16 protein-coding genes and 1 pseudogene are annotated in these 16,102 nt (G+C 38.0%); 7 read left to right on the forward strand and 10 right to left on the reverse strand.

Annotated elements, in window-relative coordinates; translation table 11 throughout:
* Positions 1-142: 142 nt before the first annotated feature.
* Positions 143-648 (reverse strand): annotated as a pseudogene (locus H131_RS19665) (DUF3916 domain-containing protein).
* A 151-nt stretch (positions 649-799) separates the two neighbouring features.
* Positions 800-1,174, reverse strand: a complete 375-nt coding sequence (locus H131_RS19670) for a PH domain-containing protein (protein ID WP_010860877.1) — start codon at positions 1,172-1,174, stop codon at positions 800-802.
* A 376-nt stretch (positions 1,175-1,550) separates the two neighbouring features.
* Here H131_RS19670 and H131_RS19675 point away from each other — a divergent pair, with 376 nt between their 5' ends.
* Both H131_RS19675 and H131_RS19680 read left to right on the forward strand, forming a co-directional pair.
* Complete coding sequence (locus tag H131_RS19675) at positions 1,551-2,576, forward strand: S-layer homology domain-containing protein (RefSeq protein ID WP_010860878.1); 1,026 nt, start codon at positions 1,551-1,553, stop codon at positions 2,574-2,576.
* Positions 2,577-2,960: 384 nt separating this feature from the next.
* Positions 2,961-4,013, forward strand: coding sequence for an NAD(P)/FAD-dependent oxidoreductase (locus tag H131_RS19680; protein ID WP_010860879.1), 1,053 nt, complete (start codon positions 2,961-2,963; stop codon positions 4,011-4,013).
* Between the two features lie 79 nt (positions 4,014-4,092).
* Here H131_RS19680 and H131_RS19685 read toward each other — a convergent pair whose 3' ends face one another.
* Positions 4,093-4,980 carry a LysR family transcriptional regulator gene (locus H131_RS19685; protein ID WP_036132117.1) on the reverse strand — a complete coding sequence of 296 codons (888 nt, stop codon included), beginning with the start codon at positions 4,978-4,980 and terminating at the stop codon, positions 4,093-4,095.
* A gap of 114 nt (positions 4,981-5,094) precedes the next feature.
* Here H131_RS19685 and H131_RS19690 point away from each other — a divergent pair, with 114 nt between their 5' ends.
* Both H131_RS19690 and H131_RS19695 read left to right on the forward strand, forming a co-directional pair.
* Positions 5,095-5,652, forward strand: a complete 558-nt coding sequence (locus H131_RS19690; RefSeq protein ID WP_010860881.1) for a flavodoxin family protein — start codon at positions 5,095-5,097, stop codon at positions 5,650-5,652.
* A 425-nt stretch (positions 5,653-6,077) separates the two neighbouring features.
* Entirely contained in the window at positions 6,078-6,503 is a 426-nt protein-coding gene (locus H131_RS19695; RefSeq protein ID WP_036132091.1) for a HEAT repeat domain-containing protein, read from the forward strand.
* A gap of 92 nt (positions 6,504-6,595) precedes the next feature.
* On the opposite strand, the gene H131_RS19700 is transcribed toward H131_RS19695, so the two are convergent.
* From H131_RS19700 to H131_RS19730, 7 genes are all read right to left on the reverse strand, one after another.
* Complete coding sequence (locus H131_RS19700; protein ID WP_036132093.1) at positions 6,596-7,501, reverse strand: LPXTG cell wall anchor domain-containing protein; 906 nt, start codon at positions 7,499-7,501, stop codon at positions 6,596-6,598.
* An 80-nt stretch (positions 7,502-7,581) separates the two neighbouring features.
* Entirely contained in the window at positions 7,582-9,264 is a 1,683-nt protein-coding gene (locus H131_RS19705) for a methyl-accepting chemotaxis protein (protein ID WP_010860884.1), read from the reverse strand.
* A 595-nt stretch (positions 9,265-9,859) separates the two neighbouring features.
* Complete coding sequence (locus tag H131_RS19710) at positions 9,860-10,297, reverse strand: hypothetical protein (protein ID WP_010860885.1); 438 nt, start codon at positions 10,295-10,297, stop codon at positions 9,860-9,862.
* A gap of 74 nt (positions 10,298-10,371) precedes the next feature.
* Positions 10,372-11,934 carry a YndJ family protein gene (locus tag H131_RS19715; RefSeq protein WP_010860886.1) on the reverse strand — a complete coding sequence of 521 codons (1,563 nt, stop codon included), beginning with the start codon at positions 11,932-11,934 and terminating at the stop codon, positions 10,372-10,374.
* Positions 11,903-12,514: a DUF4166 domain-containing protein gene (locus tag H131_RS19720; protein WP_010860887.1), complete on the reverse strand. Its 612-nt coding sequence runs from the start codon at positions 12,512-12,514 to the stop codon at positions 11,903-11,905. The genes H131_RS19715 and H131_RS19720 overlap by 32 nt, the downstream gene beginning before the upstream one ends.
* On the reverse strand, positions 12,511-13,569 hold the full coding sequence (locus H131_RS25565; RefSeq protein WP_010860888.1) for a DoxX-like family protein: 1,059 nt from the start codon (positions 13,567-13,569) through the stop codon (positions 12,511-12,513). Before H131_RS25565 ends, H131_RS19720 begins: the two co-directional genes overlap by 4 nt.
* A gap of 22 nt (positions 13,570-13,591) precedes the next feature.
* Positions 13,592-13,792, reverse strand: coding sequence for a hypothetical protein (locus H131_RS19730; RefSeq protein WP_010860889.1), 201 nt, complete (start codon positions 13,790-13,792; stop codon positions 13,592-13,594).
* A gap of 323 nt (positions 13,793-14,115) precedes the next feature.
* Between H131_RS19730 and H131_RS19735 the strand changes: the two genes are divergently transcribed.
* The 3 genes from H131_RS19735 to H131_RS19745 are packed head-to-tail and all read left to right on the forward strand — an operon-like array spanning position 14,116 to position 16,081.
* Positions 14,116-14,652 carry a sigma-70 family RNA polymerase sigma factor gene (locus H131_RS19735; RefSeq protein WP_010860890.1) on the forward strand — a complete coding sequence of 179 codons (537 nt, stop codon included), beginning with the start codon at positions 14,116-14,118 and terminating at the stop codon, positions 14,650-14,652.
* Between the two features lie 52 nt (positions 14,653-14,704).
* Positions 14,705-15,433 carry an ABC transporter ATP-binding protein gene (locus tag H131_RS19740; RefSeq protein ID WP_036132120.1) on the forward strand — a complete coding sequence of 243 codons (729 nt, stop codon included), beginning with the start codon at positions 14,705-14,707 and terminating at the stop codon, positions 15,431-15,433.
* Complete coding sequence (locus H131_RS19745) at positions 15,434-16,081, forward strand: ABC transporter permease (protein WP_036132097.1); 648 nt, start codon at positions 15,434-15,436, stop codon at positions 16,079-16,081.
* Positions 16,082-16,102: the final 21 nt, after the last annotated feature.

Here is a 16,102-nt window from a genome sequence, read left to right on the forward strand (position 1 = left end):
GACTCCCCCTAAAATAAGCTCTTACTCCAACATATTCTCAGTGAAGTTGTCTTTATGTCTTAACAATAGGCACTGTTAAACAATAAAGGGTATTTTTTTGATTAGAAAAAGGACATACAACGATTGTGATATTCCCTATCGTTTATTTTAATTCCCCTATAAACCAAATTTCCCCTTCATAGTGGCATCCATCTTCATCAGAAATCACTTCTTTAAATCTTGATGTTTGCAATTCATTAGTAACATGTAATCCCCATTCTCTTTGAATATTTCTATCATCTGATAATCGAAACCACTTTTGATCGTCGTCATTCCTGTAAAAGAAATTTTTAAAATGGGCATCCCCTTTAAATACAATAATTTGCGAACCCCACAAATCTGGTAAATTAACTGCAACCACTACTTGATATTTTTCTTTGTCATCTGGTTTCATTTCAATTAACTGTTTCTATTCACTAGTGTTTGAATGCATAGTCGTTTAATTTTTTCAGGTGTTTTGTTAGAGTTTATAAAGTCTTGAGCAACTGGTAGGTGCAGATGCCAATAACCATTGTAAAATTCTGTTGGAAACACCAAAGTATGTTCTTCAATTCCATTAATCATGTTATTAGATTTACGTTTAATGCCACGAACTTTTTTATCCCTCATACTATTTCTCCTTTATATTTAGTGTTACGTAAATGTTCTTAGCTCTTCCTATGTAACAGCAAGATTCATAGATTTAGTCTAACAATGTTTGCTGCATCTCGAAGAACTTGACAAAAATACCCACTTCCTAAAAGAAGTGGGCACAAGTTTTTTATTTTAGTACATATTCAGCTAAAACGCTTTGGACTTTATAAATATTGAGCGTTTTATTAAACTTTTTTTGCACTAAGCCACCCGCTGAAAGCCAAATTTTCAGCTTTGCATCTAGATCAAAATTCCCTGCTGTCTCAATTGAGAAATGTACAATATTTTTATATGGTATCGAATGGTATTCCACTTTCTTACCTGTCACGCCCTGTTTATCAATTAAAATCAGCCGTTTATTGGTGAAAACAAATAAGTCACGAATTAACTTATATGCATGTTCCACTTGTTCAGAATTCGTTAATAATTCTTTAATCTCACTTTCAACCTCAGCGACATTTGTTTCAGAAGCATTCCCCATCAAGCCATTTAAAAAGCCCATTATCCCACCGCCATCCTTTTTCATACAATTATACCATTTATTCAGCAGAGTAAAAGTATGGAGCGGTATGCTATTCACAGTAAAAAAGTTAAGAACCATTAAGTCAAATTTCACCGATGCAACGTTTAGATCGAGCCGAAGAAGTGGCAAAAACCGCGTTATCCATGGCTAGTGACAACTCAACTTCCATGACTGGTGTATTTTATATTTACTTCATCTCACAATTGTACATACCAATCGTTAAGGAGATATCTTGTAACATCTATTGTTGAGCTGTACAATGCTGTGAAACTCTAAATATTCTCTATAAAAATTTGCAGTTTCCACCCACATCCTGCAAACTAAGTATAATACTAGTTAGAGAGGAAGAATGATAATGAAACAATTAGTATGCCTGATATTACTGTCAGTACTTGTTGTCGGGGGCGGCTATACAGTAGACGCAGCTAGTTTTAAAGATGTGCCGGAAGAGCATTTTGCTTATGAAGCAATTATGTGGGCGGAGGAATATGCCATTATCGATGGCTACGCAGATGGGACATTCAAGCCAAATTTAACGATTACCGAGCAACAATTTGCAAAACTACTTGCAAATTACTATGAGCTTGAAACACCCTACGATGAGTTAAATAAACAGACGCCTTCTGCAAACTGGTCAGATGAATATTACGATCGTCTTGCCAGCTATGGTGTGCCACTCAACGGTTATTTTGATAATACTATTCGAGCAGCCGCTGTGAAGCGTGGCGTAGTGGCACAAGCAATTACTCATATAGCGAACGGTAAACATGGGTTAGACGCATCCATTCAATTTTTACTCGATTCTTACATTTCCACTGGGCAAAATCCTCAATATGAAAATCGTAACTTGCAAAAGTTTTTTGGCGTGTCCAACAATATGACACGTGCCCAAGTCGTTACATTGCTACACCGTATGGATTCGAGAAATTTATATGAAATCTCTGAGGATGCGCAAGAAATTCATCTAAATGCAAGCAATGCTTCTTTAAATACACTTGCAAAAATTGGACAAAATCAGCTTGATAAAACAATGCAACAAACGACACCTGCCAAAAGTGCATGGGAAGGCATTTATACCTATTACTATAAATGGGGCAAAGGAGCGACTGATTACAACCGCCGTGATGCCATCATTTCAAACGCCACAAGTAAGAGCTTCTACATCTCACTGACAGCCAATGATGGACAAGAATCTGGTCGTGTAGATGGGACAGCGACCATTACCTCTAGTTCAAAAGCTGTTATGAACAAATCCACAAATGGCAACCGTTGCGTGCTAGAATTTGAGCGACTCAATAATGCTCTTAAAATAACAGAAGTAGACTGTATAGCTGAGCATGATGAAGGTACAAACTTTTCAGGGACATTGAAAAAACAATGACACGTGACTTTGTCCCAGCTCGATGCTAAAGAGAACATCATGACGCCTATTTAAAAAACAACGGTTGCGTCACTGTATTGGTAGTAAATTTATCGTCATGCAAGTCTAAAAGTGCGAAATGGATTAAATTATCCATTCGCACTTTTTTTTGAAAACGACTATCAAATGCTCCGTGTAAAGCTATCGCATTACTTCTCTTAAAATTTCACATTTCAATTTACATGAAATACGTCAATAAACATACAATTTCCCCCTATTTCATGATCAATTTAATTTATATTTACTTTAACACTTGTAATGTTGTCCAAATTACTATATTTTAGTATTAATCATTACTAATTGAAAATGATAATCAATGAGAATAAACTAATTAGGAGATATGCTATGAATAACATTTATGATGTAACAATAATTGGTGGCGGCCCTAGTGGACTATATAGTGCTTTTTATGCAGGACTTCGTGATTTAAAAACAAAAATAATCGAATACAAATCCGTACTTGGCGGAAAAATTCACGTCTATCCTGAAAAGTTAATTTGGGATATTGGCGCTTTACCAGCAACACCTGCTCAAAAGGTTATTGATAATTTAGTAGAACAAGGTCTGACATTTGACCCTACTGTTTGTTTAAATACAAAAGTTGATATCGTTTCGAAGGAAGATGATATTTTCATCATTACAACGAGTACAGGTGAAAAACATTATTCAAAAAATGTCATTGTTGCTGTTGGTGGAGGAATTATTAGTCCTATTAAGCTCGACTTAGAAGGTGCAGAAAAATTCGAAGTTTCCAATCTTCATTACACAATTCGTGGCATCGAACGCTTCAAGGATAAATCTTTATTAATTTCTGGTGGTGGTAACTCTGCTATCGACTGGGCATGTGACTTACTAGATATTGCAAAAGACATTACGATTATTTATCGCGGAGAAGAAATCTCTGCTCATGAAGCACAAGTGAAAAAGTTACAAGCGTATGGCATACCTATCATTACACAAACGTCTATTAAAACATTGGTAGCGAACGAAGAAAAAACAAAAATCAAAAGAGTCATTATCGAAAACAAGGGTACAAATGAAACAGCAACGCTTGTTATAGATGAAGTATTGATTAATCATGGCTATGACCGAGATCAATCCTTCTCCTTCGATCACGCTATTCAGCCTGAACGCGATGGAATTCGCAATTACTTTTTACAAACAAATACTGGCTGTCAAACAACGATTGAAGGATTATATGCAGTTGGAGATATTGCACAATACGATGGAAAAATCCATTTAATTGCTGGCGCATTTCAAGATGCCGTTAACGCAGTAAATAGCATTAAACTAACGATTGAGCCTGAAGCCAATAAAATGGCGACCGTTTCTTCACACAATGATGTATTTGCATCGAGAAACCGCGCGATTATTAATGATACATTACTAAAAGTTTAACTATCCAACTAAAAAAGGCAGCTTGAGATATAACGAAAGCTGCCTTTTTGCTTGCGTTCATTTAAAACCAGACAACTCTTTAAAGTTCCTTATACCTGTCAATAGCAATCTCTATAAAATCAGCAAGATACGGGGATATATGTTTATCTTTATGCCAAGCAATATCGGTAAAAATCGCCGCTAAATTCAGCGTTGTGGGCAATTCCTTTAAGCGTTTGTTCTCTAACTCCTTCTCCACCACCATTTTTGGTAAGAATGTGATGCCTAAGCCTGCCATTACGCATTGCTTGATGGCTTCAATACTAGCAAATTCAATCAATTGCGCTGGATAGACCCCTTCTTGTTGCAAGTGAGATTCCAATTGATTTCGGTAAGAACAGCCATTTTCAGTTAACAACATCGTTGCATCTGAAAAGTGTTGGGCAGATAATGCACTTTTTTGCAGGACAGTAGATGGTGCACTTATAAACACTAGTTGCTCTTGAATGAGTCGTTCACGATGTAGCATAGGTGTGTCCTTGTACGTATCGGTAATGAAAGCGACATCTAAGTTTCCCGACTGTAATAAGTCTTTTGCAATTTCAGTCGTATGCACAGGTTTAAAAATAATTTTCACTTGCGGATGGCGTTGTTGAAATAATTGCAAAATGCTTGGCAGGCGATACACACATTGACTTTCCTGAGCACCTATTGTTAATACTGCATGTGTATGCTCGCTGGATAATGCTCTTTTCATTTCAGTACCTAGTTCCAGCATTTTCTGGGCATACTGTTGTAGTCTGCTCCCCTCTTCCGTGAGTGTAATTCGCTTACCAAGACGCTCAAATAACACTGTTCCTAGCTCTTCTTCTAATGATTTAATCTGAGCGGTGATACTGGACTGCGCGTAACCTAATTGCTGAGCAGTTTGTGTAAAGCTTAAAGTTTTCGAAGCGGTTAGGAATGTTTGTAACTGTTTAATATCCATCGCCTTCACCTCTAAATCGTTTTTTTCGATACATTCCATCGAAACATTCAGCTTTCTCGATAGTAAAAGAAAGTATACACTATTTATAATGTGAAAAATAGAGGAGGAAATCATATGAATATCACTGCTTTTATCGGCAGCTCAAGACCATACAGCAATAGTGAAAAACTTACCGACTATGTATTAGAGGGCGTTGCGCATCAAAAGTTATTTATAAAGGATTTAAACATTCAGCCAATCGATGATTTACGCCATTCTGCACAAGGCTTTCAATTTGTGGATGATGATTACGACCAGATTATCCATGCACTTATGACAAGTGACATCGTGCTCTTTGCGACGCCAATATATTGGTACAGCATGTCCGGCATCATGAAAAATATGGTAGACCGACTGAGTCACGCTATCCGAGATGAACGCTTTCCACAGTTAAAAGAGAAATTGCTGACAACACAAGCAATAGTCCTTGCTGTTGGTGGCGATGATCCGAAAATAAAGGGATTGCCAATGATTCAACAATTCCACTATATCTTTAACTTTTTAAATATGCCCTTCTCGTCTTATATTCTTGGAGAAGCAAACAAACCTGGTGAGATTGCCAATGACGAACAGGCTGTTGCACAAGCAGCACTTTTAAACAAGCAGCTAAAAACAATGACAAGTAGAATTTGAATATAGCTAGTCACTAAGACATTTCTACAGAAAATAATACACCACAATGTCTGTACGATTTTATCACCGTATCATTGAATGATTGCTTTCTGGGTCAGTTCCTATATAATTATTCTATGTGAGTAAATTTGATATAGATTTTTCCATATTAATTATAAGAATGATATTTTATCATCAATCATCGTATAGGATAGATTATTTCCGCCGGTAGCAGTGGGATTGCACTACTGACGTGCTTTTTCGCCAATTGCACCGTCAAGAACCGATGGAATCTACAGTTGCGCCGATAGAATACCGATTCTCGCTTATATTTCTTTAATATTGGTTCTATTTTGAAGGCAATTAGCTCATTATAAATAAAGAACACGAAATAAAGGCGCATTCTGTTACAAGGAATTATGTCCGTTACAACAAAGGAGCACATTATGAAAATGCAAACTGAGTTACCAGAAAACTACCAAGATTTAAAAAAGGCTGCCAACTACACTTCAAGCTGGCGTGAGCGCTTGGCTGCTGTGCAAACACTAAGTAGCTATAAACATGAACAAGTTATTGACTTACTACACAATCGTGTGAAGGCAGATACTGTGTTTGCTGTACAGCAAGCGGCATATGAAGCATTAACGAAATTTGGTGAGGATGTCAAACAGCCTACCCGCCGTAAATTCGAGCTTATCAAAGGTGCGGAAAAAGTATTTGTGCGCGTAAAGAAAAGTTTACCCGCAGATCATACATTGTCAGACTTCGCGGATAAGCTAAAGCGTACACGTCTAGATGTCTACGATGCCTACGAAGGTGATCAAGGTGAAAACTTCCTACCATGGCTAGAAGCGAAATGGCAAACTATCTAAGTAAGGAAATATAGCTACACATTTTGTATGAAAAAACCAGCAATTAGTACGATTTCCTCGTAAATTGCTGGTTTTTTATATGCCTATGTTGATTATTTTTTTCGTTTCCACAACACAATGCCTATAATAACGGCCAGTAAAGCAACAATGGCAACAATCCATATAGTGTTGGAGCTTGAGGATGCTGTGTCAGCCGCTTCGCTCGATTGCTGTTGTTCTCTTGGCGTAGCGTTTGGAACTTGTTCTTTTGTTTCTTCTGTCGCTGCCTGTGTAGTCGTTCCAAGTTGAATGTATTGTAACGTTGGCGTAGACGTATTCGTTGTCTGTGCATCATGACCATGATGATGACCGCCGCTTGTCGTCAAAATGGACTTTTCTAATTTTTGACCAACCCAGCTTTTTGCCTCAGTGGAATCTGCAAAAATTCGTGGATGACCTGAAAGCATATATGTTTCACCATCAATTACTAGACCTGTTTCATCCCCTGTTACAACATCTTCCACTGTACCAGTAGGGCCATATGAAAATCCACCCATCTGTAGCAACGTGTGACCACCCATATCGACATCTAGGTTTTCTGTTAAAAAGGCAATATACGCTTCTTTTGTTAACGTTGCTTCCGGTTTTTCTAATTCTAGTTTATTATGATATAATGCAATATTGATTTCTTTATACGTTATATCTCCATCTAGTGAAGATACATACTCCTCGTTTTTTGCTGCTTGTGCCAGTTCATCAACTGTTGAACCTTCAAGACCGAAGAAAGCGCCTACCCAGCCAGCAAAATCCTTACGTGATAAATTTTCTGTTGGATTTAATGCCATATCTGCACCATTATAGCCAAGGAGCCCAGTACTATGGAGTACCATGATTTCCTGTAAATCTGGCGTTGTAGCAGGAACATCCGTATAAAGCATACTCTTATCCATTGTATGCGCATAAGCCACTGGAGAAAGGAGCAGTGTACTCATCAGTATCATTAGTATATATTTCCTCAAAATTATCCCACCTTCCAATCCAATAGTATACATCCTAAATGTGTTGGAAGTATGAAATTCGCTAGGTTAAATTCATACGGTTATAATTTAAATTTACTAATTTGTCCGTTTAAATTTTCTGCCATTTCCGCTAAATGAACTGAACTATTTTTTATCTCATCCATCGAGCTTGCTGCTTGTTCAATTGTAGCAGATGTTTCTTGAATGCCGGCAGCAGATTGTTCAGAAACAGCTGCGATTTCGTCGACAGACTTATGGATGTTGAGGGTATTTTGTACGACTTGCTCTAATTTTGAAGACATCGTTACGATGCTTGTTGACATCGAGTAAACTGCATCAGCAATATGGTTAAATGTTTCATTTGTAGAAGCGATTTGCGTTGTTCCTTTTTCAACTTCTCCGTATCCACTTTCGAGTGATGTTGTAACAATTACCGAGTCGTATTGGATCTTTTCAACGATGCTTGTTATATCATCCACAGATACAGATACTTGTTCCGCAAGCTTACGCACCTCATCAGCTACAACCGCAAACCCTTTGCCTTGCTCACCCGCACGTGCTGCTTCAATAGCCGCATTGAGTGCCAATAAGTTCGTTTGAGCTGCAATATCATGAATGACAGCTACAAGTTTAGAGATTTCCTGTGTTTGTTTACTTAAATTATCCACTTTATTGACTGCATCTTTAACAATGTGATCAATCGTTGTCATTTGTTGTGTGGAGGCATCCATTAACTCCTTACCTTCTTTAGTTAAGTGCATCACTTCTTGTGAATATTGATTGACTTCCTTACTGCTCCTATTGACGTCTGTCACCTGTGTAGTAAATTCTGTCATGGTTGTCGCAACATCGGAAGCATTACTTGCCTGAATCTCAGTACCGCTTGCAATTTCTGTTACGGTGTCTACAATTTGCTCCGTTCCACCCTTAACCTCTGTAGCGGATTGCATCAATTCCTCACTATGAGCTGCAACATCATTTGACACAGTTTGTATATGTTTCAATAGACGGTTCAATATTTCGGACATCGTATTTGTTGCTGTCGTCAGCTGCCCTACCTCATCTCTTGTTGTTACATCGAGCTTCGGTTCACTCAAATCTCCTTCAGTTATTCGTTGCATACGTTTTGTCAAGATGATGATTGGTTTTGAAATCCTTCTCGCACTAAGTAATGCCGTAAAGATTGCAATTACAACAATAGCTATACCAACGATCACACTTGTTAATTGCTTTCTCTCGCCTGCTGTAATCATATCTGTGCCAACAGTATTAATAGATTGTTTACGTTGTTCTGCCAAGCCTTCATAGCCTTCACGAATTTCAGTAGCTGTAGCATCCATCGCAGCTAAATTTTTCGTTGCCAACTCGACATTGCCCTGATCGTATGTATCAAAAACATCTTTTTGAACATAGCTACTCCATTCTTTCGCCAGTTCCGAAAACTTCTGAAATTCATTTGATTGAGAAATCGCTAAACGTTTCTTCTCATTGTCAAGTGCCCGTTCCACGTTATGCGTGTAAATATCTTTATATTTTTCTTCTCCAGATAATACATACCCCCTAGCAGCTGCAATTCTTACTGCAATTGTTGAGGCTAGTTCGTAATCTGTAATTAATAATTGTAATTCTTCATCAACAATTTGTTCTGTTGCTGTGTTATTTTGAGAAATAGCGGATACATTGTAAGCAATATATACAACAATGACTGCTACTACAATACTAAATGCAAAAATGATTCTCGTGCTAATGGACTTAAAATTCATTTGTCAATTCCCCTTATTTTTCCGGATAATTTTCGAATTACTCCTTATAAATCTACCTAAACATTGTGTCAGACAAATCATCCCTATCATGAAAAAACATTATTTAACGATATCATTCGACTCTCTTAATACTAAATAAAGCGTAATTAATAAAAATTTTAACTATATTGTACAATATTAGTAATTTACCATTTATAAATCTATTTAGGATGATTTAAAAATTTAATCTATATTTAGATTAATAATTAAGTGATTTTGGTGTGTTTATAAGCTTTTTTTTGATTTTAAGTGCAATAGATTTATGGAACATCGTGCAAAGGATATGTCACAGGCTTCAAAAAAGATCTAACAAAGGAAAAGAGGCAAGGTAATGCCAAATAAAGCTTTAGTGCTACACGTTATGAAATTAAAATCTTATAAAAGGCTAAGTATTATTTACAAGAATACTATTCTGAAAGAAAAAACAGATGACAAACCTTCCATGTTTACACCATAAAAAAATCTCCAATTTCGTCTAAATAACGGAACTGAAGATTTTTAGCTATAAGAATGGAAAGCGAATAGAATTGTTGAATAGCGCAACTGCTATGTGAATTTAATCCCAATAATTAAACATAACATCCCCTAATGTCTCACTTTTAAAATAGGCTGCGTAGTTCCATTCCACATCAGATAAGCTATGAAGCTCCTTATCTTGTGTAAGCAAACTGTTTAACACTTCAGCCTCTAGGCATTTGCGCATTGGAAAGTATTTGTGTAAGTTGAGTTTTGTTAAAAATCGAAAAGTCAGTTCTTTATCACTCATAGCAAACGCCACATACGGCATGAGTCGATGATGAAGAATTGTCAATTGCTCATTGTCTAGCTGAATGTCAGCCTGCATATAAACAACATGAGGATCATCCATAAATTGCATAACTTTCGAACGTTGTTCACTCGTTACAAGATGATAGACCATAGCTTGAAATGACCGCATCTCCTGTTCAATCAAATGCTCTGCATCAAAGCCTGAAATCCCTTTTGTTAAACGCACCTAACCACCCCTTTTATATCTTTCTATCTATGTCTTTCGCTGTCATGCTGGCATAGTCCTGCAATTTCTAACAGTCAGCTATTAATTGTTCGTTCAATTTGATAGTCTATTCGTAAAAATGGCAGCCCCAAAATACGCATCGTATGAATTGCTGTTAAATTTCTATCATTTGTTGCCGTAATGATGAAATACTCATGCAATGGTAGCTTAAACAAATAATGGCTGATTGCTAGATAGATTCCTGCATCTCCTTCATGAGCACTCGTGATATGCAATTGGCCATCTTTTTCATACAAATATAAAACGCCTATCATGGTTGAAAAAGGTAGCGGTAGCGCAATATTCATATACGTAGTTTGTGCTGTCGTATGCTTGGAATAAATCGCCACAAATGTCGTTTGCTGTTCAATTTTACGAATCCATGCTCTTGGTGCAGAACGCCCATCTTGTTCAGCATCTACTTTGACAATTTCCCCTGTCATCTCCATTTGTTTACGAGTGAAGGGCAAATTCAATTGTTGCATCCAACGACTTATCCCCTGATAGAGTAGCGCAAATGGTTTAAACCAAGTACTCCATTGGACAGATGCCGTCAAACGGTAGGCATTTGTTTGTTCATAAAAGTGTGGAAGGGCTGCTGGTAGTTTTGTTGTATCAATAAAATCGCTCAGTGCATCGACCAAGCCTGGATGCGCATCGCCAGATACACGTAACTTCCCTCGAATTTGACTAACTGGAAATGTGAAATTGTGATGTGTAGTTTTCGGAACTTCTATTGCCCAAGCTACAACGCCAATACCACCAAAAAAGAGACAATTCATCAAACCATGAAAATGTAACATATCAGGTATACCCACAAAGGAAACTCCAGCGAAATTACCAAAAGCGTAAAGTAAAGACCATAAAATCGTTATACAGAGTGCGCCATATGAAATACGTAATAACAACCCTTGCGCGCGTGGAAAGCCTGTTTTAATGGCAAGAATAAATAAGCAATAAATTGCAAAAATATAAAGTCCAACTGACACAATTTCTATACTCGTTGAAAAAGTAATACCTAATGCTACGAGTATTGGTCCTGCTAATAAAATAACTACCACCGCACTATACGATGTGCTTTTGTGTAGTCTGCCAAACAGCCCAATAGAAATGGCCAATAAACAGGCAGAGTAATGGAAATGAATTGCTGTTAACCACGTTATCAATGGGGAGAATCCTGTATCTAAATCAGCAATAAAAGCGAAAAACCAAAGCCCGCCGACAAATAAGTAGATGAGCCCCATATCAATAGCAATTTCAGCAATATTTGTAAAGCCACGCTGTAAAAATCTTCTTACACCATGGAGGGCAATAAAAGCCGTATAAATCACATAAACGAACGCAAGTACAATAGCCAAGCCTCCATCTGGCCACCAGTGAAGAAGTGTGATGGCTAGCATCATACTAGCCATCATGCCATTCCCTATCTTCTTGAACGGCAGTACCATCTTCAGCGTTGCAGGTACAAAAAACAATTGTGCAATTGTCAGTAGCAATAAATAATCAGGCTGTTTGCTAAACAAATAACAGATAAGCGACAGCACAAACCCGAACAGCAAAACAGGGCTACATAGATTGCTGCGTAAATTCACCAGCATACATCATCAACCTCCCAAACAACGGATTATGGATTGAGACATGGATGGTAAAAACGTTTCTCTTCTCATCAAATCCTTCTTCTACGATTACTCGTCCTTCCAAAGTCTTTGGAATTGGACATTCTATGTTAGAAAGGACAAATCGTTGTACACCTGAACGAATTACTAATTGCCCCTCTTTTGTTACGGCAAAATGCAAATCAGAATAAAATAAAGCTGGTGAACCTAAGTAATCCCTTACTATTTTTCGAACCGGGTCAATCGTCATCCTTGCATCGAAGTACCTCGTCTTCGTCGCAAAATAAAAACTGCGTTCCCATAACACTTCCAACTCGCCACTAGGCAGTACTCGACTAGTATTACGAATGGAGAAAGGTATATCTTCACCTGATTCTGGAAATAAAAATCTTGTTCGTGTAGCGAGCGTATAAAATGGACGCATCCATTTTGCACCCGATTCAATTTTGTGCATGACACCCGTTGCAAAAAAAGGTCTATCTATCGGTAATGCATAGCGCTGTTGCAACATCGGATGCAGACGCTTAAAATCTTCACCTAATAAGGTCTGATAAATTGTCATGTGTTTTGCCCTCGCTTTCGTTTACAGCTTTTTGCACTCGGAAGATCTTTACTGAGAATGTAGCCCACGATTGAAAGTACCCATAATGCTACATTAAAAGTCACCGGATTAAACGGCGCACCTGCCAGATTTTTGTCAGCGACAACAGCACTGATTGTCAACAGTGGAAATAGGATAATTTGGGCACCAAAAAGAAAACGTTTCCCTCGTGGAAATAGCCAGCACAGTGCAAAAAGCATTTCAGCTATACCTATCCAAAATACGATTGTAGTTGCGGTACTCATTTGATGGTCAGCATTACTCAGGTGTGGCGCCTTTCCACTCGCGGGAGCCGCATTTTCGCTCTGGTAAGTCCGCTCTTCGCTCGGGTACACCGCATCTCCGCTCGAGTCAACTGCTTTCCAGCTCAGGTCAACCACATCTTCGCTCGGGTAAGCTAACATTTTCTCTACCATCATGACTTCATCGGGGTGTTGCACCATCACTTTTGGAACTAGTCCGTGATATAACCACACAAAGCAAAACAGCAGGCTGATGAGCATTGTTAAAAAGAAGCGTCGATATTGGGAAAGTGGGTTTTCCCCTTTCTCAAGCCATCTTTTTAGGACATCAAAGCTAAGCGCTGTAGCCCAGCCCATCAATGGACGAAATACGAAGTCAAACAGTACGCCTAATTTACCATATCGCACATCATAGTCATATTGCGTTAAAAATGTCAGCCCCTTATCATAGGGAATATACTGCCAGTATCCCTTCCCTTCCGCTATAGGCGAAATTTTTTGAGGTGTGCCAAAATGTAAGGAGGAGGTCTTCGTGCCGTCTTCTTTATGATGTTCTCCTTTACTTTCTCCCCAACCACTAACCGTCAAGCCAGGCATAACCTTTGTTTCATATGTAAATTGTTGCGGTGCATTCGGTGATTTCTTTTCCATATAAGTAATAGAGGTAAAGCGTAAATCCCACTGCTCATGCAGCTTCGGATTTTGCGTATAGGCCCAAGCATCATCCATAGGTGCTTGCATGTCAATTTCCACATAAATGGGCTTTTTCTTCATATTTATTACCTCCTTGTAGGTATCACTCCGTCTGATGTTCTTTCACAAGCTTGTTAGTTGCTTCAAAAAGCCACTGATCTTTTACAATGAACGAACCACTCCTGCTTCTTTTTCTTTCATTTGTATTGAAATATAATAACTTCCCGCCGTTATCAACAGACAAATGTAACGTAGTTCCACGTTTATTGCTTCTCAGCAGCACCTCATATGATTGATAAGCCACATTTGTACCATCTTCCTCTACGTCATTTTTATTAAACGTCGTTTCTGATAATATCCTAAGATAGTCGTTAATTTTATGTTGCTCTGTGAATCTAACTGTTCTTACTTCCTTGTCATCTATTGTGGTGATAAACCATTTTATCGATCACGTTAACAATATCCTCCATTCTTTACATAATAAATTATACTGTTATTGTCAGTATAGCAGAAAGGGATTCATCCAATTTTATTAAATAAATGAAAAAACTTGAATCGAAATGATGAGTTGCGAAGTCTAATAGTCGGAAGGAGGCGTTTTTCATTACAACACAACAAATATCACTTGTGGAGCTTGCCAAAAATGGTGATGAACAAGCGTTTTACCAGCTCATTGAACAAGAGCAGCATAAATTGTACCGCATGGCTTATGTCTATGTACAAAATGAAAATGAGGCTGTCGAGGTTTTTCAACAAACCATAATCCGTGCTTATGAGGGGTTGCCACAGTTAAAAGAACCCCACTATTTCTCTACATGGCTCACGCGCATTATTATCAATTGCTGTAAAACATATATTGCCAAAAAAAATGCTGTCCATCTTGTGGAGCCACATACATTGGAAGATATCAATAGCACATCACCTACATATATCGAAGAAGAGCTTGATTTATGGCAATCGCTGTGCAAGTTAGAGGAAAAGTATAAAACGGTGCTGTTATTACGTTTTTATCAAGACTACTCTGTAAAGGAAATTGCTTCGATTTTACAATGTCCTGAGGGCACTGTAAAAACGCATATTCGTAGAGGCTTGCAGGCTTTACGCCAACAATTAAAGGGGGCATACATAGATGAATGGGTACAATCCATTGAAAGAAGTCATTGACACGATTCCAATTCCGGAAAGACGACTAACGGAAGTTTTGCGGGTCGAAGGCATGTCAAAAATATTCCAGCAAAAGCATCATACCGTGAATGCGTTAAAAAATATTCATTGTACGATTTATCAAGGCGAAATGGTAGCTATTATGGGGACAAGTGGATCTGGAAAAAGTACACTGCTCAATATGATTAGTGCCATTGATGAACCAACCGAAGGAGCATTGTTTTTATTTGGTAAAGAAGCACATAACATTTATCAAGAACCTAATGCCTCAAAGTTCCGAAAAGAAAACATCGGTTTTATCTTTCAATCTTTCCACTTGTTAAAAGATTTAACGGTAGAAGACAATATTGCATTACCACTTATTCTAAATGATGTAGCAAGTAAAGATATCAAAATACGTGTCCAACAAATAATGGAAAAGTTAAATATTGCTGCTTGGGCTAAGCATCGACCAACGGAACTGTCAGGTGGCCAACAACAGCGTGTTGCCATCGCTCGTGCCATTATTGCGAATCCCCCTATTTTATTAGCGGATGAGCCAACTGGTGCATTAGATGTCAACACAACCGACGAAATTTTACAACTGCTTGTCGAGCTCCAAAAAAATATGGCTCAGACCATTTTACTCGTAACGCATGATCCTTACGTGGCAACGTATGCGAATCGTGTATTATTCTTCCATGATGGGGCCATTGTCGATTCTTATCACAACAATCATTGCGCTGAGGATTTAGACTGTATTTTATCGAAATTCAAGTTAATTACTCGAGGTGATGTGTAAATGTTTACGATGCGTACCATTGCACTCAAGCTTTTTCGCGCAGCTTGGACAAATGTACTAACGAGTATTAGTATCATCACCATTGCGATTTGCCTAGTGATGACCATGAGCGTCTATATCTGGAATGCCAATAACCAAATGAAGGAAAACATTCAAGCGTTATTCGGTGAAATGGATTTGATGGTCGGTTACAACCCAGAGCAGCATAAATTACTAACCAATGAACTGATTGCGAGTTTTAAGTCATTACCAGGAGTCAAGGAGGTTTCAAGCGTATCTTTAGCTCATACAACGGTAGAAAATGAAAAAAAAGCGCCTATTTACACGGTAGGCGTTGAAAATGACGATTTAGTAAAAAGCCGTTATCATTTCTCTGTTAATTTAACATCAAAGGATGTTATTATTTCTGAAAATGTCGCGCAAATTTTCAATAAACAAGTCGGAGATACGATTCATATCGAAACAAGCGATTTTACTATTCAAGAAATTTTACAGCCCATTAAAGGGACCGATAGCGTAAATATCATCCTCTTGCCAAACGATATTTTGAAAACATGGTTGGGCGATAGTAATGAACAAACAGCAGCTATGTTTTCACTGATTAAAACAGATGCCAATGTTGCCACTGCCATTGGCATGGAAATATAACAGCTAGATGAAACATTACGT

Origin of the sequence: Lysinibacillus sphaericus OT4b.31 (genome assembly GCF_000392615.1) — a bacterium.
In the GTDB taxonomy this organism is placed as follows: domain Bacteria; phylum Bacillota; class Bacilli; order Bacillales_A; family Planococcaceae; genus Lysinibacillus; species Lysinibacillus sphaericus_B.

Coding starts and splice junctions, on each gene's coding strand:
- H131_RS19670 (WP_010860877.1), bottom strand. CDS start 1,174: ATGGGCTTTTTAAATGGCTTGATGGGGAATGCTTCTGAAACAAATGTC.
- H131_RS19675 (WP_010860878.1), top strand. CDS start 1,551: ATGAAACAATTAGTATGCCTGATATTACTGTCAGTACTTGTTGTCGGG.
- H131_RS19680 (WP_010860879.1), top strand. CDS start 2,961: ATGAATAACATTTATGATGTAACAATAATTGGTGGCGGCCCTAGTGGA.
- H131_RS19685 (WP_036132117.1), bottom strand. CDS start 4,980: ATGGATATTAAACAGTTACAAACATTCCTAACCGCTTCGAAAACTTTA.
- H131_RS19690 (WP_010860881.1), top strand. CDS start 5,095: ATGAATATCACTGCTTTTATCGGCAGCTCAAGACCATACAGCAATAGT.
- H131_RS19695 (WP_036132091.1), top strand. CDS start 6,078: ATGAAAATGCAAACTGAGTTACCAGAAAACTACCAAGATTTAAAAAAG.
- H131_RS19705 (WP_010860884.1), bottom strand. CDS start 9,264: ATGAATTTTAAGTCCATTAGCACGAGAATCATTTTTGCATTTAGTATT.
- H131_RS19715 (WP_010860886.1), bottom strand. CDS start 11,934: ATGCTGGTGAATTTACGCAGCAATCTATGTAGCCCTGTTTTGCTGTTC.
- H131_RS19720 (WP_010860887.1), bottom strand. CDS start 12,514: ATGACAATTTATCAGACCTTATTAGGTGAAGATTTTAAGCGTCTGCAT.
- H131_RS25565 (WP_010860888.1), bottom strand. CDS start 13,569: ATGAAGAAAAAGCCCATTTATGTGGAAATTGACATGCAAGCACCTATG.
- H131_RS19740 (WP_036132120.1), top strand. CDS start 14,705: ATGTCAAAAATATTCCAGCAAAAGCATCATACCGTGAATGCGTTAAAA.
- H131_RS19745 (WP_036132097.1), top strand. CDS start 15,434: ATGTTTACGATGCGTACCATTGCACTCAAGCTTTTTCGCGCAGCTTGG.